The 21,835-nt window shown below is 61.2% G+C and carries 17 protein-coding genes and 2 pseudogenes; 6 read left to right on the plus strand and 13 right to left on the minus strand.

Translation table 11 applies throughout. The annotated features are described in order from the left end of the window. Positions 1–10: 10 nt before the first annotated feature. The 6 genes and pseudogenes from tatB (at position 11) to HBJ59_RS05870 (ending at position 6,129) form a co-directional block, all read left to right on the plus strand. Positions 11–463, plus strand: coding sequence for a Sec-independent protein translocase protein TatB (gene tatB, locus HBJ59_RS05850; protein ID WP_167662978.1), 453 nt, complete (start codon positions 11–13; stop codon positions 461–463). Then, on the plus strand, positions 460–1,251 hold the full coding sequence (gene tatC, locus HBJ59_RS05855) for a twin-arginine translocase subunit TatC (RefSeq protein ID WP_026078063.1): 792 nt from the start codon (positions 460–462) through the stop codon (positions 1,249–1,251). The genes tatB and tatC overlap by 4 nt, the downstream gene beginning before the upstream one ends. Beyond that, a complete protein-coding gene (locus HBJ59_RS05860) occupies positions 1,248–1,955 on the plus strand; it encodes a 16S rRNA (uracil(1498)-N(3))-methyltransferase (RefSeq protein WP_076018098.1) in 708 nt (235 codons plus the stop codon). Before tatC ends, HBJ59_RS05860 begins: the two co-directional genes overlap by 4 nt. A gap of 178 nt (positions 1,956–2,133) precedes the next feature. Continuing rightward, positions 2,134–3,192: pseudogene (locus HBJ59_RS31985) on the plus strand (methyl-accepting chemotaxis protein); the annotation flags it as partial. 144 nt (positions 3,193–3,336) lie between these two features. After that, positions 3,337–4,050: a methyl-accepting chemotaxis protein gene (locus tag HBJ59_RS31990; RefSeq protein ID WP_371916676.1), complete on the plus strand. Its 714-nt coding sequence runs from the start codon at positions 3,337–3,339 to the stop codon at positions 4,048–4,050. A 171-nt stretch (positions 4,051–4,221) separates the two neighbouring features. Further along, positions 4,222–6,129, plus strand: coding sequence for a methyl-accepting chemotaxis protein (locus HBJ59_RS05870; protein WP_076018100.1), 1,908 nt, complete (start codon positions 4,222–4,224; stop codon positions 6,127–6,129). A 3-nt stretch (positions 6,130–6,132) separates the two neighbouring features. Here HBJ59_RS05870 and HBJ59_RS05875 read toward each other — a convergent pair whose 3' ends face one another. The 13 genes and pseudogenes from HBJ59_RS05875 to HBJ59_RS05935 all read right to left on the minus strand — a co-directional run bounded on the left by HBJ59_RS05875 (position 6,133) and on the right by HBJ59_RS05935 (position 21,827). Next, positions 6,133–6,867: an amino acid ABC transporter ATP-binding protein gene (locus tag HBJ59_RS05875; protein WP_076018101.1), complete on the minus strand. Its 735-nt coding sequence runs from the start codon at positions 6,865–6,867 to the stop codon at positions 6,133–6,135. Then, positions 6,860–7,819, minus strand: a complete 960-nt coding sequence (locus tag HBJ59_RS05880) for an amino acid ABC transporter permease (RefSeq protein WP_076018102.1) — start codon at positions 7,817–7,819, stop codon at positions 6,860–6,862. Before HBJ59_RS05880 ends, HBJ59_RS05875 begins: the two co-directional genes overlap by 8 nt. 128 nt (positions 7,820–7,947) lie before the next feature. Further along, the gene (locus HBJ59_RS05885; protein ID WP_167662980.1) at positions 7,948–8,745 is read right to left on the minus strand and encodes a transporter substrate-binding domain-containing protein; all 798 of its coding nucleotides are present in this window, start codon (positions 8,743–8,745) and stop codon (positions 7,948–7,950) included. Positions 8,746–8,964: 219 nt separating this feature from the next. Continuing rightward, positions 8,965–9,768: a transporter substrate-binding domain-containing protein gene (locus HBJ59_RS05890; protein WP_167662981.1), complete on the minus strand. Its 804-nt coding sequence runs from the start codon at positions 9,766–9,768 to the stop codon at positions 8,965–8,967. 220 nt (positions 9,769–9,988) lie between these two features. Further along, positions 9,989–12,579, minus strand: a pseudogene (mdoH, locus tag HBJ59_RS05895) (glucans biosynthesis glucosyltransferase MdoH). Then, positions 12,572–14,311, minus strand: a complete 1,740-nt coding sequence (locus tag HBJ59_RS05900) for a glucan biosynthesis protein G (RefSeq protein ID WP_026078060.1) — start codon at positions 14,309–14,311, stop codon at positions 12,572–12,574. The pseudogene mdoH and the gene HBJ59_RS05900 overlap by 8 nt, the downstream one beginning before the upstream one ends. 267 nt (positions 14,312–14,578) lie before the next feature. Further along, the gene (gene dtd, locus HBJ59_RS05905) at positions 14,579–15,016 is read right to left on the minus strand and encodes a D-aminoacyl-tRNA deacylase (RefSeq protein WP_076018105.1); all 438 of its coding nucleotides are present in this window, start codon (positions 15,014–15,016) and stop codon (positions 14,579–14,581) included. Next, on the minus strand, positions 15,013–15,984 hold the full coding sequence (gene pip / locus HBJ59_RS05910; RefSeq protein ID WP_076018106.1) for a prolyl aminopeptidase: 972 nt from the start codon (positions 15,982–15,984) through the stop codon (positions 15,013–15,015). The genes dtd and pip overlap by 4 nt, the downstream gene beginning before the upstream one ends. A gap of 103 nt (positions 15,985–16,087) precedes the next feature. Continuing rightward, positions 16,088–17,023, minus strand: a complete 936-nt coding sequence (locus HBJ59_RS05915; protein WP_167662982.1) for an alpha/beta hydrolase — start codon at positions 17,021–17,023, stop codon at positions 16,088–16,090. A gap of 154 nt (positions 17,024–17,177) precedes the next feature. Then, positions 17,178–18,125, minus strand: a complete 948-nt coding sequence (locus HBJ59_RS05920) for a choline ABC transporter substrate-binding protein (RefSeq protein WP_076018108.1) — start codon at positions 18,123–18,125, stop codon at positions 17,178–17,180. A 258-nt stretch (positions 18,126–18,383) separates the two neighbouring features. After that, positions 18,384–19,184 (minus strand): N-formylglutamate deformylase, encoded by an 801-nt coding sequence (gene hutG / locus HBJ59_RS05925; RefSeq protein WP_167662983.1) that lies wholly within the window; start codon positions 19,182–19,184, stop codon positions 18,384–18,386. Positions 19,185–19,195: 11 nt separating this feature from the next. Continuing rightward, entirely contained in the window at positions 19,196–20,401 is a 1,206-nt protein-coding gene (gene hutI, locus HBJ59_RS05930) for an imidazolonepropionase (protein WP_167662984.1), read from the minus strand. Between the two features lie 16 nt (positions 20,402–20,417). Further along, on the minus strand, positions 20,418–21,827 hold the full coding sequence (locus HBJ59_RS05935) for an amino acid permease (RefSeq protein ID WP_167662985.1): 1,410 nt from the start codon (positions 21,825–21,827) through the stop codon (positions 20,418–20,420). Between the last annotated feature and the right edge of the window lie 8 nt (positions 21,828–21,835).

Genomic DNA, 21,835 nt, shown 5'->3' on the forward strand with positions numbered 1-21,835 from the left:
GTACTGAATAATGTTTGGTATCAGCTTCTCTGAACTGCTGCTCGTCGGCCTCGTGGCCCTGCTGGTACTGGGGCCGGAACGCCTGCCCGGTGCCGCGCGCACGGCCGGCCTGTGGATCGGGCGCCTGAAACGCAGTTTCAACGCCATCAAACAGGAAGTTGAACGGGAAATAGGCGCCGACGAGATTCGCCGGCAACTGCACAACGAGCACATTCTGTCGTTGGAGCAAGAGGCACGGAAGATTCTCTCGCCAGTGCAGGAAACGCCCAAGCCGGTTGAGCCTGTGGCCGAGCAATCGATTGCACCGCCCGCCGCACCTGCACCTGCACCTGCACCGGTCGTTGAGCCCGTGCATGCCGCCGAGCCTGCGCCCGCCGCGCCAGCAACCCCGACCGAACCCGCGACGACGCCTGCCGTGTCGCCCGCGCCCCACGACCCTACATTGCCGCCGCGAGCCCCATGAGCGCTGATAAACCGGAAACCGACCAGCACATGCCACTGGTCTCGCACCTCACCGAGTTGCGTACCCGCCTGCTGCGCTGTGTGGCGGCGATCTTCATCATCTTTGCCGGGCTGTTTGCCTTCACCCAGCAGATCTACACCTTCGTCTCCACGCCGCTGCGCGACTACTTGCCGGCTGGCGCGACGATGATCGCCACCGACGTGTCGTCACCGTTCCTCACGCCGCTGAAGCTGACGATGATGGTTTCGCTGTTCCTGGCGATCCCGGTGATCCTGCATCAGATCTGGGGTTTTATCGCGCCGGGCCTGTACAAGCATGAAAAACGCATCGCCGTGCCGCTGCTGGTGTCGAGCATCCTGCTGTTCTACACCGGGATGGCCTTCGCCTACTTCCTGGTGTTCCCGCTGATCTTCAAGTTCTTCGCCGCTGCTACGCCGGCCGGTGTGGAAATGATGACCGACATCACCAGCTACCTCGACTTCGTGATGACGCTGTTCTTCGCCTTTGGCGTGGCCTTCGAAATCCCGGTAGCCGTGGTGCTGCTGGTGTGGATCGGCGTGGTCGACGTCAAATACCTGAAGAAGATCCGCCCGTACGTGATCATCGGCTGCTTCGTGGTCGGCATGATCCTGACCCCGCCGGACATCTTCTCCCAGACCCTGCTGGCCGTACCGATGTGGATGCTGTTCGAGATTGGCATCCTGTTTGGCAGCCTGGTGAGCAAGCGTGGCGATCACCCGGATGACCAACCCGCCGACGACGACCAGCCGCCAGCGACCCAGCCGTGAACCTGTTGCTGCTTGAGGAGGCCGACTTTATCGCGGCCGACCGGGTGGTGCTGCGTGATCGGCGCCTGGTGCATATGCAGGAAGTCCACCGTGCCGCCGTAGGCGATAGCCTGCGGGTCGGGCGCATTGGCGGGTTGATGGGCAATGCGCAATTGCTGCGCCTGGAAACCCAGGAAGCCGAGCTGGAAGTCACCTTCGACCAGCCGCCGCCGGCCAAACTGCCCCTGACCCTGCTGCTGGCCCTGCCCCGTCCGAAAATGCTCCGCCGAGTGCTGCAAACCGTTGCGTCCATGGGCGTGCCGCGGGTGGTGCTGGTGAACAGCTATCGTGTGGAAAAGAGCTTCTGGCAAACGCCATTCCTCGAGCCGGAAGCCATTCGCGAGCAACTGATCCTCGGGTTGGAACAGTCCCGAGACACGGTGCTGCCCGAGATTGTTATCGAAAAGCGCTTCAAGCCATTCGTCGAAGACCGCCTGCCCGCCCTGGCGCACGGCACCCTCGGCCTGATTGGCCACCCGGGCGACTATCCGCCCTGCCCTCGTGGCCTGGATGAACCGGTCACCCTGGCCATCGGTCCGGAAGGCGGCTGGATTCCCTACGAGGTGGATCTGCTGGCCAAGGCCGGGTTACAACCGGTGCAACTGGGGGCCCGGATCCTGAGGGTCGAAACCGCCGTCACCGCCTTGCTCGCCCGCCTTTTCTAACACCGCTCTCTCCCGTAGGAGCGAGCTTGCTCGCGAAAAACTCAAGGACACCGCGTTCATTCAGAATGCCCGCGTTACCGTTGACGACCTTCGCGAGCAAGCTCGCTCCTACAGAATCCTGCTGACCTGCCGATACGCTCTGAATAAGTCCAAGCCTTGTTCCAGGGGAGTTCGCAGCATGTATCGTTGGTTAGCCGAGAAACTGGGGAATGTCAGCGTCAACCGCAAGCTGAGCATAGGCTTCGGCCTGGTATTGGTCCTGACCCTATTGATCACCTTCACCGGCTGGACCGGCCTCAGCGGCGTGATCAGCCGTGGCGACAAGCTGGGCTATATTTCCAGCCTCAACGGGCTGTCCAAAGACCTGCGCCTGGCGCGCCTGGACTTCGAAATGCGTCGCGGCGAACAAGGTACCGGTGCGGTCAACGACTTGATCACACAGCTGGACAGCGGCCTGAAAACTGCCGCAGAACTGATCGAGCAACCCGCCGACAAGCTCGTCGTGGAACAACAACAGGACGCCTTGGGCCAATATAAAAAAGCCTTCGGCGCCATGGTGCAGGCCGGCCTCAAGCGCGAAGGTGCCCGCAGCAAACTGGGGGATACCGCCGACAACGCCGTGGCAAAAACCAACGAAGTGGAAAAATCCCTGCTGCAAGGCGACAGCGTCACCCTGTTCAACAGCGTGGTCGACCTGAGCAAGCTGATCCAGCAAGCGCGCTTCCAGGTGCGCGGCTACACCTACAGCGGCAAGGTCGAAGCCGAACAGCCGGCCCTGGATGCCATCGACAACGCCCTGAAAAAAATCATCGACCTCAGCGACCAATTGCCCGAGCAATATCGGGCCAACCTGCAAGAAGCCAGCGTCTCGCTGCAGGCCTACCGCGCCGCCGTCAGCCAGTACCGCGATTCCCAGGTGGCCACCGCTGCCGCGACGAAAATCATGGCCGAGCAAGGCGACCTCCTGCTCGACCACAGCGACAAACTCACCACTTCGCAAACCGTGGTGCGCGATACCGACACGGCCCGCGCCAAGAACCTGTTGCTGCTGGCCACGGCCCTGGCGTTGGCCTTCGGCATACTCGCCGCCTGGGCCATCACCCGCCAGATCGTTATCCCGCTGAGCCAAACCCTTAAAGTAGCCGAGCGGGTAGCGGCTGGTGACCTCAGCCACAACCTGATCTCCGAACGCCGCGATGAGCTGGGCCAACTGCAGCGCTCCATGCAGAGCATGACCGTAGGCCTGCGGGAACTGATCGGTGGCATCAGCGACGGCGTCACCCAGATTGCCAGCGCCGCCGAGCAACTGTCGGCCGTCACCGAGCAGACCAGCGCCGGGGTCAACAGCCAAAAGGTCGAGACCGACCAGGTGGCCACCGCCATGAACGAAATGGCCGCTACCGTGCAGGAAGTCGCACGTAATGCCGAGGAAGCGTCCGAAGCGGCTGTAGCCGCCGATCAGCAGGCCCGCGAAGGCGACAAGGTGGTCGGTGAGGCCATTGCCCAGATCGAGCGTCTCGCCAGTGAGGTGGGCAACTCCACCGAGGCCATGGGCCATCTCAAGCGCGAGAGCGACAAGATAGGCAGCGTGCTGGACGTGATCAAGTCCGTGGCTCAGCAAACCAACCTGCTGGCCCTCAACGCGGCCATCGAGGCAGCGCGCGCCGGTGAAGCCGGGCGCGGGTTTGCGGTGGTCGCCGATGAAGTGCGCAGCCTTGCTCAACGCACCCAGAAATCCACCGAGGAAATCGAAGAGTTGATCGTCGGCCTGCAAAGCGGCACCCAGCAGGTGGCGACCATCATGGACAACAGTCGCAGCCTCACCGACAGCAGCGTCGAGCTGACTCGCCGGGCCGGCAACGCCCTGGAAAACATCACCCGCACCGTCTCGACCATCCAGGCGATGAACCAACAGATCGCCACCGCCGCCGAGCAACAGAGCGCCGTGGCCGAAGAGATCAACCGCAGCGTGCTCAACGTGCGGGATGTTTCCGAACAGACCTCGGCGGCCAGCGAAGAAACCGCTGCTTCCAGTGCCGAACTGGCGCGGCTGGGGATTTACCTGCAAACCCTCGTGGGTCGCTTCAAGGTCTAGCCATCTCGCGGCGGCCATCAGGCCGCCATCCTGACAACTTGTGAAATTTCCTACGCGTTTTTCAGGTCGTGGATCACACACCTGGCGCCGAATAAAAGTAGCGTTTCAACTCCCCTGACCGTTGTCGGCCGGACGCTTGAAACGCTCCTTTTGATTCGTTGGAGGTTCACCATGTTTCGTCCACTGACCCGCCTGCTTGGAAACATCAGCATCAGCCTCAAACTTGCCCTGGGCTTTGGCCTGGTGCTCAGTCTCAGCCTGATCATCGCGTCTACCGGCTGGCAAGCCTTGAGCGCATCGCTCGATCGCTCACAAAAACTTACGATCCTTTCGCAATTGGCGGTCGTCGGCGAAGAGTTGCGCGCTGATCGCATTATCTATCGCACCCTTAACGACCCCTCCAACCTGTCCAAGATAGGCCTGCACATGGACAGGATCGACCAGTTTCTGGTTGAGCTTTCCCCACGTTTTTCCGACCCGGTCAACCAACAACAATTGCAGGAAAGCCGACGTTTTGTCACCCGCTTCAAAACCGCCTTCAGCAGCCTGGACGGGCTGATCAAACAACGCGAGAACGCCCGCGAACAGCTCAAGCGCAGCTCAATACAGAGCAGTGACAGCCTTTCTGAACTGTCCAGCAACCTGCCCAATCAAGACGATGAAAAGGCCCTCGACGCCGTAGAACAATTGCGCCAGGCCATGGAACAAGCCGAAGACCGCGCCCAAAGCCCCGCTTGGGCTGCGGCGTCATTGGACGCGTATGCGAACGGCATAAATGACGCGCTACTGGCTCTGGATGGCGCCCAAGCGGTTGTGGGCGCATTGCCGGTTGATGCAAGCGCCCTGAAAAACGCCCTGCTCGACTTTCGGATTCACCTGACACGCCTCAAGGACGCCCAACTCAACACCGAGGCCATCCAGAATCAGCTTGAGCAATGGCTGGATCAGTTGCTCAAGGAAAGCGACCTGTTGAGCCAGGACCAGACCGCCAAGCGTGACAAGGACGCAAGCCTGGCTCGCACCCTGCTGCTGAATGTCACTGGTGCGGCGCTGTTATTGGGGGCTCTGGCTGCCTGGTTGATCGCCGCGCAAATCGTCGCACCCTTACGCCAAGCCCTGTCGACCGCAAACCGCATTGCGGCGGGCGATTTGAGCCAGGATATCCAGACCTCGCGCCGGGATGAACTGGGGCAACTGCAGCGCAGCATCGGGCAGATGACCGTCAATCTGCGAGGCTTGATCGGTGGCATCGGCGACAGCGCCCGGCAGATCGCCAGCGCCGCCGAGCAACTGTCTGCCGTCACCGAACACACCCGTGCCGGGGTCGACGGCCAGAAACAGGAAACCGAACAAGTCGCCACCGCGATGAATCAAATGCTCGCCACCTCCCAGGAGGTCGCGCGCCATGCCGAGCAAGCCTCGCTTGCCGCCACCGAGGCCGACCAGCAGGCAAGCGCGGGGGATCAGGTGGTGGCCGAGGCCATTGCGCACATTGAGCACCTGGCCCGTGAGATGGCCCGGTCAAGCCAAGCCATGCAAGGATTGCAACAGGAAAGCCGGAAGATCGGCAGCGTGCTGGAGGTGATCAAATCGGTCTCTGAACAGACCAATTTACTGGCCCTCAACGCCGCGATCGAAGCGGCCCGCGCCGGCGAGGCTGGCAGAGGCTTTGCGGTGGTCGCCGACGAAGTGCGCAGCCTGGCGCAACGCACACAGCAATCGGCCGAGGAAATCGAGGAACTGATCAGTGGCCTGCACCGAGGCACACAGCAGGTCGCAGACATCATGGACAACAGTCGCAGCCTCACCGACAACAGCGTGCAACTGACCCGCCGGGCGGGTGATGCGCTGGCTGGCATCACCCGTACCGTGTCCGTGATTCAAGAGATGAACCCGCAGATTGCCGCTGCCGCAGAGGAGCAAACGGCCGTCGCGGAAGAGATCAATCGCAGCGTGCTGAAGGTCAAGGACGTATCGGAACAGACCTCGGCCGCGAGTCAGGAGACTGCGGCGGCCAGTGTCGAACTGGCGCGCCTGGGCACGGATTTGCAGGTGTGGGTGGGCAAGTTCAAGGTCTAGCCGTTACAACACCTGGCGCAGGAACGCTTGGGCCCGGGGGTCTCTCGGCGCGTCGAAGAACTGCGCCGGGGCGGCGTCCTCCAGCAGCTTGCCGTGATCGAAAAACAGCACGCGATCGGCCACTTCCCGGGCGAAACCCATTTCATGGGTAACGCAGACCATGGTCATGCCTTCCAGGGCCAGGGTCTTCATCACGTCCAGCACTTCGCCGACCATTTCCGGGTCCAGGGCCGAGGTGGGCTCGTCAAACAGCATCACCTTGGGCTCCATCGCCAGCGCGCGGGCAATTGCCACACGCTGCTGCTGGCCACCGGAAAGCCGCGACGGGAACTCGTTGGCTTTCTGGGCGATGCCGACTTTTTCCAGAAGGGCCAGGGCCTTGGCTTCGCGCTCTTTCTTGCCCCGTTTGCGCACGACTTTTTGCGCCAGGCAGAGATTTTCCAGCACGGTCATGTGGGGGAACAGGTTGAAGTGCTGGAACACCATGCCGACTTCGCGACGGTAGGCGTTCACGTCGGTTTTCGGGTCTGCCAGTTGCAGGCCGTCAATGCTCACCGAGCCGGAATCGAACTCTTCCAGGCCGTTAAGGCAACGCAGGAACGTCGACTTACCGGAACCGGACGGGCCGATCACCACCAGTACTTCACCCTTGGCCACTTGGGTGGTCACGTTGTCCACCGCGCGCACGACGTGGCCACGGGTGTCGAAGACTTTTACCAGATCGCGGACTTCAATCACTTTGCGCGAGCCTCCGCTCAAGCCGGCTGGCGATTTTCGACAGCGGCAGGTTGATCAGCAGGTAGAGGCCTGCGACGCAGAACAGGATTTCAAACGGTGAGAACGAGGTGGTGATGACCTCGCGGCCGCTTTTCAGCAGTTCGGTAATCGCGATCACCGACACCAGGGAGGTGTCCTTCACCAGGCTGATAAATTGCCCGGCCAGAGGCGGCAGCACACGCTTGAAGGCTTGCGGCAACACCACATGACGCATCGACTGCCCAGCACTGAGCCCCAGGGAACGTGCCGCTTCATTTTGGCCACGGGCAATCGACTGCACGCCGGCGCGGATGATTTCCGCCACATAGGCGCCGGTAAACAGCGACAGCGCAGCGATCCCGGCGAACTCCCGGGACAGGTTGAGCACCGTGCCGATAAAGAAATAGAAAATGAAGATCTGCACCAATAGCGGCGTACCGCGCACCAGTTCGACGTAAATCGTCGACAAGTCGCGCAACGTCGGGTTATTCGACAAGCGACACAAACCGGTCGCCAGGCCGATCAACAGTCCCAGCACCCCGGACACCACCGACAGCCACAACGTAGTCCACAGACCCCACAGCAACGGGCCCGCAGCCCAATGCCGGGTAACGCCGACCACATCGCCCTCGGCCACGTCATCGCCCTTGGCCACTTGCAGGCTGTTCTCGGCCACGGTCAGGTGCTGTTCGTTGCCCTCGTCATTACGCAGGGTGACTTCAGCCACATCGGCCTTGCGCACCAACTCGCTGACGGTAGAAATGTCCGCCGCCCGCTGGGATTCTTCGGCCTGGTAGACGAAGTACTGCGGCACACGGTTCCAGCGCCATTCGTAGGACATCAGCGAGGTGGCGTAATACAACGCGCCGGCCAGGCCGACCAGCACCAGCACCGTCAGCAGGTGCCAGGGCCATTGGGCTTTTTTCTGTTTCATTTCAGGTTCCGGGATGTGTATCGCCTGGCAGGCCCTATTCGCGAGCAAGCCCGCTCCCACATTTCGACCGCGATCTAATGTGGGAGCGGGCTTGCTCGCGAAGGGCTCGACTCGGTATTAAGCCAACCTTATTCCATGTCCTTGAGCCACTCGGAGCTCTTGAACCACTTGTCATGGATGCGATCGTAGGTGCCGTCGTTACGGATCTGGTGCAGGAAGTTGTTGATGAAGTTGATGCTGTCGTAGTCGCCCTTCTTCAGGCCGAACGCCAGGGGTTCAAAGGTGAACGGCTGGTCGAGGAACACCAGCTTGCCGGCGCCGACCTTGTTCACGGCCACCACGTTGTACGGCGCGTCATAGACGAAGGCGTCAGCCTTGCCGTTGACCACGTCGAGCACGGCTTCCTGCTCGTTGTCGTAGCCGTGGTACTTGGCCTTGGAGATCAGCTTCCTGGCAACCATTTCGCCGGTGGTACCGAGCTTGGAGGTCAGGCGGTATTTCTCGTCGTTCAGGTCTTTGTAGGACTTGATGGTGCCTTCCAGCTCCTTGCGGATCAGCAGGGTCTGGCCGACCACGATGAACGGTTCGCTGAAGTTCAGGCGCAGGTTGCGCTCCTGGGTCAGGGTCATGCCGCTGCCGATCATGTCGAACTTGTTGGTCAGCAGGGCCGGGATGATGCCGTCATAGCCGGTGGAGATCGGCTCAAACTTCACGCCCATGGACTTGGCCATGGCCTTGAGGATGTCGACTTCAAAGCCGATGATTTCACCGCGCTTGTTGGTCATCTGGAACGGCATGTAGGTCGGGTCCATGCCGACTTTCAGCGTGCCGCGCTTGACCGCATCATCGATGGCGCCGGCGTGGGCCGCGTTGACCGCCACCAGTGCGGTGACGCCTAGCAGCAGCATCGAAAGATACTTTTTCATCATCAAGTCCCCTGAACTCATTTTATTGTGAGATCGGCGCGCAAAAGGGCTGCACCATTTCGGGGTGCGATCCTAACTCACTCACCGCCCGGTACAAAGGTTTCGCCGGGATTTGTTGCCAAGGTATGACAGAAAAGCCCCACAACCGTGCAGAGAACGCCGCAGCTAGACACTTCAACCCACAGGTCGGCCAATTGCTTGATGTGTAAGTAGTTATGACTACCAGTCCACCTCCGCCATCCAGTCCGAGTCCTTGAACCACTTGTCATGCAGCCGATCGTAGGTGCCATCCTGGGCCACCTGATTGAGGAAGTGATTGATCCAGTTGAGGCTGTCGTAATCGCCTTTTTTCACGCCGAACGCCAAAGGCTCGTAGGTGAAAGGCTGCTCCAATGCCAGCAACGCACTGTTCTGGGGCTTGGTGATTGCGATCAGGTTATAGGGCGCATCGTGGACGAAAGCGTCGGCCTTGCCCTCCACCACCTGGCGCACGCCTTCTTCAGGGGTTGGAAAACTGCGCAGCTGTGCAGCGCCGAGAAACCTTTTCGCCGCCGCTTCGCCCGTGGTGCCTTCGGCCGCCACGATCCGGTAACCGGCCTCATCAAGGTCTTCGATGCTCTGGACCTGATTAGCCAACTGCGGATGCAGCAGCACGGTCTGGCCGACGATGATGAATGAGTCGCTGAAGTTAAGGGTGAGGTTGCGCTCTTGCGTTACGGTCATGCCGCTGCCGATCAGGTCGAACCGGCTGTCCAGCAGGCCGGGGATCAGGTCGGTATAGGGCACCGAAACCAGCTCCAGCTTTACCCCAAGCGCTTTGCTCATCTCCCGCAGCAGATCAATTTCAAATCCGACAATACGGCCATTCTTGTCGGTCATCTCGAAAGGTACGTAGGTCGGATTGGTCCCGACTTTCAGTACGCCCCGATGGACGGCCTCATCGATGGCCCCCGCGTGCGCCAGGTAACCGTGGGAAAACGCGACGATGCCGAGCAGCAGCATCGACAAATACCTTTTAATCATGAAAAGCCCCTATTCCGTTAAACACACGCGCACCCGGCCACGCGTCAGTCCGCGTAGACCAGAGGTATCGAGTCAGATTTGGGGGGCGATGCTAACCCACTCGCAGGCACGGCAATACGCCTCGGCGAAGGGTCTTTTGTTTCGAAATAACAAGGAGTTAGCGAAATGAAACAGAAGGGAAAAACAGCGTAGGACGGTGGCAGCAAACGCCCCCGAGGCGTTACCTCGGGGGCGTCTGAATCAGGCTGGTTGAGCCTGGGACGACAGTGGTTTCAATGGCAGCAACGGCGCATGCGGATCAGCCTTGACCGATTCGCGCCAGGCGTTGAGCCATTCAGCATGGCCTTCACCCCAGACCTGCTCGTGCAAGCGTGCCAAGGCGACCGGGTCGCTGAGCAAGGCCAGACGCTCGCCGTTGTTGAGGCCGGCCGGGCCGACTTTCAACGCGTGGCGAACACGCTCAATACGCAGCCATTCGATCGGCTCCGCTTGGCCATGACGGGAAGTCGCCAGGGCACACGCCAGGGCGTTCTGTTGTGGATCGACCACCGCCCGCACAAACCCGTCATTCAGCGCATGCCAACGGTTTTCGTGGGTGTATTTGTCGGTCGACAACAGCGCCTGGGGCGGGTTGTATTCCTCAGGGATCAAGAACAGGCTCTCGTCGCGAGACTTGAGGCCCAGCTTGACCCGGCTGGAAATAACCGACACCGGAATCGACAACATCAGCGAACCGACGATCGGCACCAGCCACCACAGGAAGCTTGGGTTCAACCACACCACCAGCAGTGCCCAGAAGAAGCCGAGCAGAGTCTGCGGGCCGTGGCGCTTGACCGCCTCGCTCCATGGCGTGGAGTCGTCGTCACGTTGCGGCGAATTCCAGGTCGCAGCCCAGCCGAGGAACGCGGCGAGTACGAAACGGGTGTGGAAGATCATCCGCACCGGCGCCAGCAACATGGAGAACAGCATCTCCAGCAGCATCGACAAGGTCACCTTGAACTTGCCGCCGAACTCTTTCGCGCCTTTGGCCCAGATCAGGATGATGCTCAGCAATTTAGGCAGGAACAGCAGCACGATGGTGGTGGAGAACAGCGCCACCGCCTTGTCCGGATGCCATTGTGGCCACAGCGGGTACAACTGGCGTGGCGCCATGAAGTACTGCGGCTCCATCAGCGTGTTGACCGCCAGCAAGGCCGTCGACAGCACCAGGAAGAAGAACCACAACGGTGCCGACAGGTACGACATCACGCCGGTCAGGAACACCGCACGGTGCACCGGGTGCATGCCTTTGACCAGGAACAGGCGGAAGTTCATCAGGTTACCGTGGCACCAGCGACGGTCGCGCTTGAGTTCGTCCAGCAGGTTCGGCGGCAGTTCTTCGTAGCTGCCCGGCAAGTCGTAGGCAATCCACACGCCCCAGCCGGCACGGCGCATCAGCGCAGCTTCAACGAAGTCGTGGGAGAGGATCGCACCGGCAAATGCGCCCTTACCTGGCAACGGCGCCAGGGCGCAGTGCTCGATAAACGGCTTCATGCGGATGATCGCGTTGTGGCCCCAGTAGTGGGATTCACCCAACTGCCAGAAGTGCAGGCCGGCGGTAAACAGCGGGCCGTATACGCGAGTGGCGAACTGCTGCATGCGCGCATACAGGGTGTCCATGCCCGACGCACGTGGCGCGGTCTGGATAATCCCGGCATCCGGCGTGGCTTCCATCAGGCGTACCAGGCTGGTCAGGCAGTCGCCGCTCATCACGCTGTCGGCGTCGAGGACCACCATGTACTTGTAGTCACCACCCCAGCGACGGCAGAAGTCGTCGAGGTTGCCGCTCTTGCGTTTGACGCGACGGCGACGGCGGCGATAGAAGATCTTGCCGAAGCCACCGGCTTCGCGGCACACGTCGAGCCAGGCTTGCTGCTCGGCGATGCAGATGTCGGCCTCGTTACTGTCGCTGAGGACGAAGAAATCGAAGCGATCCAGGTTACCGGTGGCAGCCACCGATTCGAACGTCGCGCGCAGGCCGGCAAATACCCGGGGCACGTCTTCGTTGCAGATCGGCATCACCAAGGCGGTGCGGGCGTCTTTCGGAATCGGCTCGTCACCGGCACTTTTACCGGAGATACGGTACTTATCGTGACCGGTCAGCAGTTCCAGGAAGCCCATCAGCGCGGTCCAGAAACCGGCCGAAACCCAGCAGAACAGAATCCCGAACAGCACCAGGATGCTGGTTTGCAGGGCGTAAGGCAGAACCTGGGTAGCGGTTTGAAGCAGGGTCTGGTTGCGGATCTCGTCAAAGTCGACGAAGGACCAACCCTGGTACGGCATGATGCCTTTCATGTACCAGCCAGCGACGATCGTCTGGCCGAGCATCAGCACCAGCAGGATATAACGACGGATCGAACCGACGGTGCGCCAGCGGGCAGCCGGCAGCACGCGCTCATCCTTCGGCGGTGCCGGAGGATTGGTGCGACCGGTCAGGCGGCGCCAGCCACGCACCAGGATATTGGTGCGCCATGGCTCAGGCACAACCTTGGTCCGGCGGATCGGCGGCGTGGCCTTGAGGCAAACCCGGCCGCTGGCGTCGAGCGCCAGCATTTCGGCGTCTTGCAGCTCTTCGGCGGTGTTGAGGGTCAGTCGGGCGCCGACCGACGCTTGGGCAGCGTCGGCAGGTGCGTCGAACGTGGACGATGACAGGCGCTTGTGCAATTCACTGAAGGACTCGCAGCCCGCCAGTTCGGCGCGCTGCTCATCGGTCATCGGTAGATGCGCCAGGTACTCGGCAAGAGTCTCTGGCTGGACTTGAGAATTACTCATCGGCAGGCAACTGATAGCTCCAGGTTTCGGTCAGGACTTGCTCTGTCTTGGCCGGCTCCGGTGTGGCTGGGGCAGCCGCTTCCGGCTGCTTGGCGTCCTTGTCCTTGGCGTCTTTCTTGGCCGCTTTCTCGTGCTGCTTGGCCAAGACCTTGTCGGCTTTAAGCACTTGAGTCGAAACCTTCTCCGGTTCCGGCTGCACGATGTCCTGGACCAGGGCTGCGCGCATTTCAGTCGGCTTGCCTGCGTCCTTGATCTTCATACGCAGGGTCAGGCGCCAGCCTTGGGTGTGCGGGTTGTAGCGCACGCTGTTTTCAACGATTTCGGCGTTGTCGCCCACGCTGACCTGGCTGCGAACGGGTGCGTCAGCTGGCAGCTTCTTCAGGGACGGGCCCTCGAAGTCCACCAGGTAAGCCACGCTGCCGTCTGGCTGACGGATCAGGTTGGATTGCTTGACGTCGCCGGTGGAACGCAGGGTCTGCTTGACCCAGGCGCTTTCAGGCGAATGGAACTCGGCGTCTTTCAATGTCCAGTGCAGGCGGTAGGCAACGTCCAGTGGTTTGCCTGGCTCCGGCAGTGTTTCCGGGCTCCAGAAGGCAACGATGTTGTCGTTGGTTTCATCGGCGGTCGGAATCTCTACCAGGTCGACGGAGCCCTTGCCCCAGTCGCCTTCAGGCTCGATCCAGGCGCTTGGGCGCTTGTCGTAGTTGTCGTCGAGGTCTTCGTAGTGGCTGAAGTTGCGACCGCGTTGCAGCAGGCCGAAACCGCGCGGGTTTTCCACGGTGAAGTTGCTGACCGACAGGTGTTTAGGGTTGTTCAGCGGGCGCCAGATCCACTCGCCGTTGCCGGCATGGATCGACAGGCCGCTGGAATCGTGCAGCTCGCGACGGTAGTTAAGAACCTTGGACGGCTGGTTGGCGCCGAACAGGAACATGCTGGTCAGCGGAGCGATGCCCAGCTTGGTGACCTTGTCACGCAGGTACATCTGGGATTTGACGTCGACGATGGTGTCGGTGCCAGGACGCAGGATCAGGCGATAAGCGCCGGTTGCCCGTGGCGAATCCAGCAAGGCGTAGATCACCAGCTGCTTCTCACCCGGCTTTGGACGTTCGATCCAGAACTCGGTGAAGCGCGGGAACTCTTCGCCGGACGGCAAGGCAGTGTCGATCGCCATGCCACGGGCAGACAGGCCATAGACCTGATCTTTACCCACGACGCGGAAATAGCTCGCGCCGAGCATGGTCATGATCTCGTCTTGCTTGTCGCCCTTATTGATCGGGTACAGCACACGGAAACCGGCATAACCCAGCTGTTCAGTGGACTTGGGATCAAACTTGACGTCGCCGAAATCGAAGCGGGACGGGTCGTACTTGATTTCCTGGACGCTGTCGGCAGTGACTTCGTTGATTTTCACCGGTGTATCGAAGTGCATACCCTGGTGATAGAAGGACAGCTTGAACGGGGTGTTTTGATCGGCCCACTCGGCTTTTTCGTTGCGGAAACGAATTTTCTGGTAATCAGCGAATTTCATTTCGCGGAATTCGTTCGGCAAATTGCTGCGCGGAGCTTCGTATTTCTGCCCGGCCAGCTCTTTAGCCTTGGCCGACACATCATCCAGACTGAATGCCCACAGTTGACCCGCGCCGAACAGGCAAAACAGGGCAGAGCCCGTTACCAGTGCGTTTCGTAACCGTTTGGCAGACAATTTTGGTGCATTACAGGGACTAACAATCACGAGCAACCCTCGCCGAAAACAGATCAAAAAACCAACGGCCAGCTATCTATATGCCAGGTTGGCGAGCATTGTTCCGACTCCCATGGGGCTAAATGATTCCCCAACAGCCATCGGACAAGTCTCTACCTAAGTCAAAAATGGACCAATCAACGCTGATCCCCGTAGCGCGCGATTATCTAGTAGCCCGCGTGACAACGCATCAGGGTCAGCGAAGTATTTGTAGCGAAAACCCGGTTTTTTGGGCATTACAAGTCGTTTTCAGTACATTCACGTCTGTAACAGGAAGGTGACCGGCCCGTCATTGACCAAATGCACCTGCATATCCGCGCCAAAACGCCCCGCCGCTACCGTGCCATGCAATTGTTGCGCTTGTAACAACAGGTAGTCGAAAAGTGCCTCGGCCACCGCCGGCGGTGCCGCCGTGGAGAAGCTGGGACGCAAGCCGCTCTTGGTGTCTGCCGCCAGGGTGAACTGCGACACCAGCAGCAAACCGCCGCCAATGTCTTTCAAGGACAGGTTCATCTTGCCCTCGTCATCGCTGAACACCCGATAGTTAAGCAGCTTATGCAGCAGCTTGTCGGCGCTGGCCTGGGTATCTGAAGGCTCGACGGCCACCAGCACCAGCAAACCCTGGTCTATCGCACCCACCACCTGCCCTTCTACCTCGACCCGGGCGCCGCGCACCCGTTGCAAAAGCCCCTTCATGCTTCTTCAGGCGGCAAATCAAGCAGGCGCCGTGCCATTTCACTCGCCGCACGCACCAGCGCATCGGTGATTCCGGGTTCGGACGCCGCATGGCCGGCCTCGCGGATGATCTGCAGCTCACTGTTGGGCCAGGCCTGATGCAGCTCCCAGGCGTTATCCAGCGGGCAGATCATATCGTAGCGGCCATGCACGATTACGCCAGGCAGGTGGGCGATCTTGTGCATGTCGCGAATCAGCTGGTCGGGCTCAAGGAACGAGTTGTTGGTGAAGTAATGGCATTCGATACGGGCAATCGACAGGGCGCGCTGGGGCTCGGAAAAGCGCTCGATCAACTGCGGGTTCGGGCACAGGCCCAACATGCGGCCTTCCCACGTGGACCAGGCTTTGGCAGCGTGCATCTGGGCGATCTGGTCGTTGCCGGTCAGGCGCTTGTGGTAGGCGCTCAGCAGGTCGTGGCGCTCTTCCTGGGGGATGGGCGCCAGGTAGTCCTGCCAGTAATCCGGGAACAGGCGGCTGGCGCCAGCCTGGTAGAACCATTGAATATCCTGGGGGCGCGCCAGGAAAATGCCCCGAACGATCAAGCCGTGCACGCGCTCCGGATGGGTTTGCGCGTAGGCCAGGGCCAGGGTCGACCCCCAGGAACCGCCGAACAACACCCATTTTTCGATGCCCAGGTGCTCGCGGATCCGCTCAAGGTCGGCCACCAGGTCCCAGGTGGTGTTGTTTTCCAGGCTGGCCCGTGGGGTGGAGCGCCCGCAGCCACGCTGATCAAAAGTAACAATTCGGTAGAGATTTGGATCGAAATAGCAGCGGCTATTGGCGTCACACCCGGCGCCAGGGCCGCCGTGGATGAACACAACGGGCAAGCCTTCCGGGGAACCGCTTTCGTCGACGTACAGGACGTGGGTTTCATCGACGGCCAGATCGTGCCGGGCGTAGGGTTTGATCTGCGGGTACAAAGTCTGCATTGCGCGCTCCGTAAGGGGTCGAGTTCATCCCTGGGGGGACGTCTATTATTTTGCCGTCTGGCATCATAAACCCGAATTGTGCAATGAGCATGTCCTAGCAGACTTAGAGCTGTGTCAGCAAAACACCACGCAGATAATCCAGCAGATAAACGTAGAGCCGATCGACCTCCGCCACCTGGCCCCGGGCCCGTAGACAGCCGTGGATCAGGCCTTTGCCGGGATACAGCGTGGCCGCCACCCCGGCGGCCTGGAGGCGCTCGGCGTAGAGCATGCCGTCGTCCCGCAACGGGTCGAACTGGGCGACAGCGATCAGCGCCGGTGGCAACCCGCTGAAATCCACGGCCAGCAATGGCATGGCGTAGGGCGACGGCTTGCCCGGCCCACGCAGGTAAAGGGCGAGATAGCACTCGGTGTCGGCGGTACTGAGCAACGGCGCGTCGACGCAGTCGCGGCGGGACGGCAGGTCGGCGGGGCCGCCCAGGCCGGGGTAGATCAGGATTTGTGCCAAGGGCTGCGGTTGATGGTCATCCCGCAGACCCAGGCATAACGCGGCCGCCAGGTTGCCGCCGGCGCTGTCACCAGCCACCACCAGGCGTTGCAGGTTGACGGGGCAAGGTGCTTCACCCGCCTGAATCGCCTGCCAGACTGCGCGACAATCATCGAAGGCCGCCGGGAACGGGTGTTCGGGTGCCAGTCGGTAGTCGATGGCGATCACCAGCACCTGCAGCGAGTCGGCCAGTTCACCGCAAATGAAGTCGTGGGAATCCAGCCCGCCCACCACCCAGCCGCCACCGTGCATATAAAGGATGCATGGCCAGCCGCCATCAGGGGTTGGCGTCGCCGGTTGATAAATGCGTACGCCTACGCCGCTCAGGGAAACGTCTGACACCTGCACCCCTTCAGGGCGCGCCGGGGTGAACGCTTGGCACATTCGGTCATAGCTCCGGCGCAATCCGGCCAGCGATGTGTCGTCGCTGGTGAAGGATTCGGTTTTTTCGACGAAGGCGCACATCTGCGGGGAAATTGGGTAATGGGACATTAAAGGATCGTCCTGAAGATAAAGATTTAATAGCCGCCACGAATCCAATGTGGGAGCGGGCTTGCTCGCGAATGCGGTGTATCAGTCAATACATGTGTGGCTGACCCACCGCATTCGCGAGCAAGCCCGCTCCCACATTTTGATCTTCATTTGCTCAGGGTTTGAGGCTGGCCTGCACCGCCGCCACGCCGTCTTTTCCATCCAGGGTCGTTACACCCGCCAACCAGCGCTGCAAATCCTCGGGGTTGTCCCGCAACCATTGTTTGGCTACCTCCTGCGGCGTCTTGCGGTCCATGATCGGCACCATCAACTGGCTTTCCTGGGCCGCGGTGTAGGTCAGGTTTTCCAGCAGGCGGGTCACGTTGGGGCAACGCTCGGCGTAATCCGGCGCCGTCACCGTGGAGACCGTGGCCATGCCTTCGTTGGCGCCGAACACGTCTTCACTGCCGGTCAGGTAAGCCATTTTCATGTTGATGTTCATCGGGTGCGGGGTCCAGCCGACAAACACCACGAACTCCTTGCGATTCACTGCGCGCTGCACGGCTGCCAGCATGCCCGCCTCGCCGGACGCCACCAGCTTGAAGCCGCCGAGGCCGAAGCGGTTGCTGTCGATCATTTTCTGGATATCGGTATTGGCGCCGCTGCCCGGTTCGATGCCATAGATCTTGCCGCCCAGTTTGTCCTTGAAACGGGCAATGTCGGCAAAGGTCTTCAGGCCTGCGTCCGCAACATACTGCGGCACCGCCAAAGTCGCCTGGGCGTCGGCCAGGCTCGGTTTGTCGAACACCTTGACCTGGTTGGCCGCGAGGAACGGTGCGATGTTGTTGTCCATCGCCGGCTTCCAGTAGCCCAGGAAGATATCCAGGCGCTTGTCGCGGATGCCGGCAAAGATGATTTGCTGCACGGCGCTGGTTTGCTTGCTGTCATAGCCCAGGCCATTGAGCAGCACGTCGGCCATGCCGCTGGTGGCGATCACGTCAGTCCAGCTGACCACGCCCATGCGCACGACCTTGCACGAGGCCGGGTCGGCGGCCATCGCATTGGCGCTCAGGAGTGCGGCGCCGGTGAGAATCAACAGACAACGGTTGAACAGTCTTTTCATCGATGCGGTCTCACTCGGCAGTTTTTATTGTGGGAGTGGCGTCTGACGCGCCGTGCCCAACACCTTACCCAGCGAGACCTCGATAAAAGCGACCTGTGGCGACTGTGAGTTGCACTCAGGCGACTTGAGAGGTGTGTGGCTGTGAAGCCCTCTTCGCGAGCAAGCCCGCTCCCACATTTGATTGCATTTCGACTGCAGAAACTCGGTCGAATGTGGGAGCGGGCTTGCTCGCGAAGGCTATCTCAGCAGCGACGCCAATCAGGAGTAATGCCGCTTGCCCCACGCCAGGAACCCTTCCAGCAGCTCCTTCAACACCACTCGTGTCGGCTCGGCCAGGTCGGCGCGATAACGAAACGGTTCAAACTCTTCCATGTAGGTGCACTGCCCCAACTCCAGTTGCACCGCATGAATGTTCTCGGCCGGGTTGCCGTAGTGCCGGGTGATATGCCCGCCTTTGAAACGCCCGTTGAGCACATGGCTGTACTGCGGGTGGCCGGCGCAGATGGCTTCCATCTGGCTGGCGAGTTGCGGATCGCAGGACGCGCCGTTGAAGGTACCGAGGTTGAAGTCCGGCAGCTTGCCCTCGAACAGGTGCGGGATCACCGAGCGAATCGAGTGCGCATCAAACAATAGTGCATAGCCGAACTCGGCCTTGAGCCGGGCCAGCTCGTCCTGCAGGGTGCGGTGATACGGCGTCCATATCTGTTCCAGGTACGTGGCGCGTTCGGCCTTGGACGGTTCCAGGCCTTCGCGGAACAGCGGCACACCGTCGAACAGCGTCGCCGGGTACAGGCCAGTGGTAGCGCCGACGTACAGCGGCTTGTCATCGGACGGCCGATTCAGGTCGATGACAAAACGCGAATATTCGGCCGCCAGGGTGCTGGCGCCCAGCTCTTCGGCGAAGTCGTACAGCGTGGGAATGTGCCAGTCGGTGTCCGGCAGGCTTTGCGCCTCGGGGATCAGCCCGGCTTGCACCGTCGGCGTCAGGCGCAGGCCCGCGTGGGGCATGCTGATCAGCAGCGGCACACGGCCTTGTTTGAAGCTCAGAACCTTATCCACAGCAGTACTCCTTAAACGGTGACATCGACGCCGTGGCGCACGACGCGTTTATCCAGCTCGCCACCCAGCCAGTAGGCCAGGTCAGCGGGACGATCAATCTGCCAGGCGACAAAATCCGCGACCTTACCCACCTCCAGCGAACCGTGGCTGTCCCCCAGACCCAAGGCGGTAGCCGCATGTTGCGTGGCGCCGGCCAGGGCTTCTTCCGGGGTCATGCGAAACAGCGTGCAGGCCATGTTCAGCATCAAGCGCACCGACAATGCCGGTGACGTGCCCGGGTTGAGGTCGCTGGCGATGGCGATCTTCACACCGTGCTTGCGCAGGGCGTCCATCGGCGGCAGCTGGGTTTCCCGCAGAAAGTAGAACGCCCCCGGCAGCAACACCGCGACGGTGCCGGAAGCGGCCATGGCGATGGCGTCTTCCTCGGTCATGAATTCCAGGTGGTCCGCCGACAGCGCCTGATAACGCGCCGCCAGGCTGGAGCCGTGCAGGGACGACAACTGCTCGGCGTGCAGCTTTACCGGCAAGCCGAGCTTGTGTGCAGCGATGAAGACGCGCTCTACCTGCTCCGGCGAGAACGCCAGGTATTCGCAGAAGGCGTCGACCGCATCCACCAGACCTTCCGCTGCCAGTGCCGGGAGCATTTCAGCGCAGATGTGCTCGATGTAAGCATCGGCACGGTCCACGTACTCCGGCGGCAACGCGTGAGCTGCCAGGCAAGTACTGCGTACGCTGACCGGCAGCTCGGCGCCGAGGCGACGGATCACCCGCAGAATCTTGCGCTCGCTGGCCAGGTCCAGGCCGTAGCCGGACTTGATCTCCACAGTGGTCACGCCATCCCGCAGCAAACTGCGCAGGCGTTTGCGGCTGCTTTCAAACAGCTCATCTTCGGTCGCCGCCCGCGTGGCGCGCACGGTGCTGGCAATACCGCCACCGGCCGCTGCGATCTCGGCGTAACTCACTCCTTGCAGTCGCTGCTCGAACTCGCCGCTGCGATTACCGCCGAACACCGTGTGGGTGTGGCAGTCGATCAGCCCCGGCGTGACCCACGCCCCTTGCAGGTCATGGGAGGTTACGTAGTCCGCCTTCGGCAGTTCGGCGCGCGGGCCGATCCACTCGATGAGCGCGCCCGAGGTCACGATGGCGGCATCCTCGATGATCGAGTATTTGCCCTGGGCCATGGTTGCGACGTGGCAGTGTTGCCAAAGCGTTTTCATCAACGCCTCCGTTGGGTTATCGATGAGACAAAGCCGGGTCGTAATGAACCTTGGCTGCTTGCCCGGCGGAGGGTTTGACCCACAGCAGATAGGCAACGATTAGCAAGACGATCCACACGGCACCGACCATAAGGGCGGCCTGGGTGTCCGGGAAATAACCCAGCACGCCGAAGATAAACAGCATGAACACGATGGCGGCCGCTGGCGCGTAGGGCCAGAACGGCACCGGGAATTTCAGCTCGGCAATCTGTTCCTTGGTCATCGAGCAACGCATGGCGACCTGAGTGACCAGGATCATCAGCCACACCCACACCGTGGCGAAGGTCGCGATCGAAGCGATGACCAGGAACACGTTTTCCGGGATCAGGTAGTTGAGCACCACACCGCCGAGCAACGCGGCGCCCATCACCACCACGGTCATCCATGGCACGCCCTGGCTCGACAGTTGGGCAAAGCCTTTGGGCGCCTGCCCTTGCTGGGCCAGGCCGTACATCATGCGACCGGCGCCGAAGATGTCGCTGTTGATCGCCGAGACGGCGGCCGAGATCACCACGATGTTCAGGATGGTCGCCGCCGAGCCTATGCCCAAGTTGCTGAAGATCTGTACGAACGGGCTGCCCTGGCTGCCGATCTGTGGCCACGGGTAGATCGCCATCAGCACAAACAACGTCAGCACGTAGAACAGCAGGATGCGCAGTGGCACCGCGTTAATCGCCTTCGGGATCACCCGCTGCGGATCCTTGGCTTCGCCGGCGGTGATGCCGATGATTTCGATGCCGCCAAACGCAAACATCACCACCGCGAAGGACGCGATCAAGCCACCCACGCCGTTAGGCATGAAGCCGCCGTGGGCCCACAGGTTGCTGAGGCCGGTGGCCGGCGCTTCGCCCGCCGAGTGAATGCCGAACAGCATGATGCCGAAGCCGCCGAGGATCATCGCGACGATGGCGCCGACCTTGAGCAGAGACAGCCAGAACTCCATTTCGCCAAAGACTTTGACGTTGCACAGGTTCAGGCCGCCGATCAGCAACACGATGCCGAGCACCCAGACCCAACGCGCGACTTCGGGAAACCAGAAGCCCATGTAGATGCCGAAGGCGGTGACGTCGGCGAGGCAGACGATGATCATTTCAAAGGCGTAGGTCCAGCCGAGGATAAAGCCGGCCATTGGGCCCAGGTAGGTGCTGGCGTACTGGCCGAAGGAGCCGGACACCGGGTTGTGCACGGCCATTTCGCCGAGGGCGCGCATGACCATGAACACCGCGGCGCCACCGATCAGGTAGGCCAGGAGTACGGCCGGGCCGGCCATCTGGATGGCGGAGGCAGAGCCGTAGAACAGCCCGGTGCCGATCGCGGAACCGAGTGCCATGAAGCGAATATGTCGGGCGGAGAGCCCGCGTTTTAGCGTCTTTTCTTGCTGGTGCATTTCTCGTC

Origin of the sequence: Pseudomonas sp. AN3A02 (genome assembly GCF_011765255.1) — a bacterium.
Lineage (GTDB): Bacteria > Pseudomonadota > Gammaproteobacteria > Pseudomonadales > Pseudomonadaceae > Aquipseudomonas.

Excerpts from the sequence above, each read along its gene's own strand:
- tatB (WP_167662978.1), top strand. The coding sequence starts at position 11 with ATGTTTGGTATCAGCTTCTCTGAACTGCTGCTCGTCGGCCTCGTGGCC.
- tatC (WP_026078063.1), top strand. The coding sequence starts at position 460 with ATGAGCGCTGATAAACCGGAAACCGACCAGCACATGCCACTGGTCTCG.
- HBJ59_RS31990 (WP_371916676.1), top strand. The coding sequence starts at position 3,337 with ATGAACGAAATGGCCGCTACCGTGCAGGAAGTCGCACGTAATGCCGAG.
- HBJ59_RS05870 (WP_076018100.1), top strand. The coding sequence starts at position 4,222 with ATGTTTCGTCCACTGACCCGCCTGCTTGGAAACATCAGCATCAGCCTC.
- HBJ59_RS05880 (WP_076018102.1), bottom strand. The coding sequence starts at position 7,819 with ATGAAACAGAAAAAAGCCCAATGGCCCTGGCACCTGCTGACGGTGCTG.
- HBJ59_RS05885 (WP_167662980.1), bottom strand. The coding sequence starts at position 8,745 with ATGAAAAAGTATCTTTCGATGCTGCTGCTAGGCGTCACCGCACTGGTG.
- HBJ59_RS05890 (WP_167662981.1), bottom strand. The coding sequence starts at position 9,768 with ATGATTAAAAGGTATTTGTCGATGCTGCTGCTCGGCATCGTCGCGTTT.
- dtd (WP_076018105.1), bottom strand. The coding sequence starts at position 15,016 with ATGAAGGGGCTTTTGCAACGGGTGCGCGGCGCCCGGGTCGAGGTAGAA.
- pip (WP_076018106.1), bottom strand. The coding sequence starts at position 15,984 with ATGCAGACTTTGTACCCGCAGATCAAACCCTACGCCCGGCACGATCTG.
- HBJ59_RS05915 (WP_167662982.1), bottom strand. The coding sequence starts at position 17,023 with ATGTCCCATTACCCAATTTCCCCGCAGATGTGCGCCTTCGTCGAAAAA.
- HBJ59_RS05920 (WP_076018108.1), bottom strand. The coding sequence starts at position 18,125 with ATGAAAAGACTGTTCAACCGTTGTCTGTTGATTCTCACCGGCGCCGCA.
- hutI (WP_167662984.1), bottom strand. The coding sequence starts at position 20,401 with ATGAAAACGCTTTGGCAACACTGCCACGTCGCAACCATGGCCCAGGGC.
- HBJ59_RS05935 (WP_167662985.1), bottom strand. The coding sequence starts at position 21,827 with ATGCACCAGCAAGAAAAGACGCTAAAACGCGGGCTCTCCGCCCGACAT.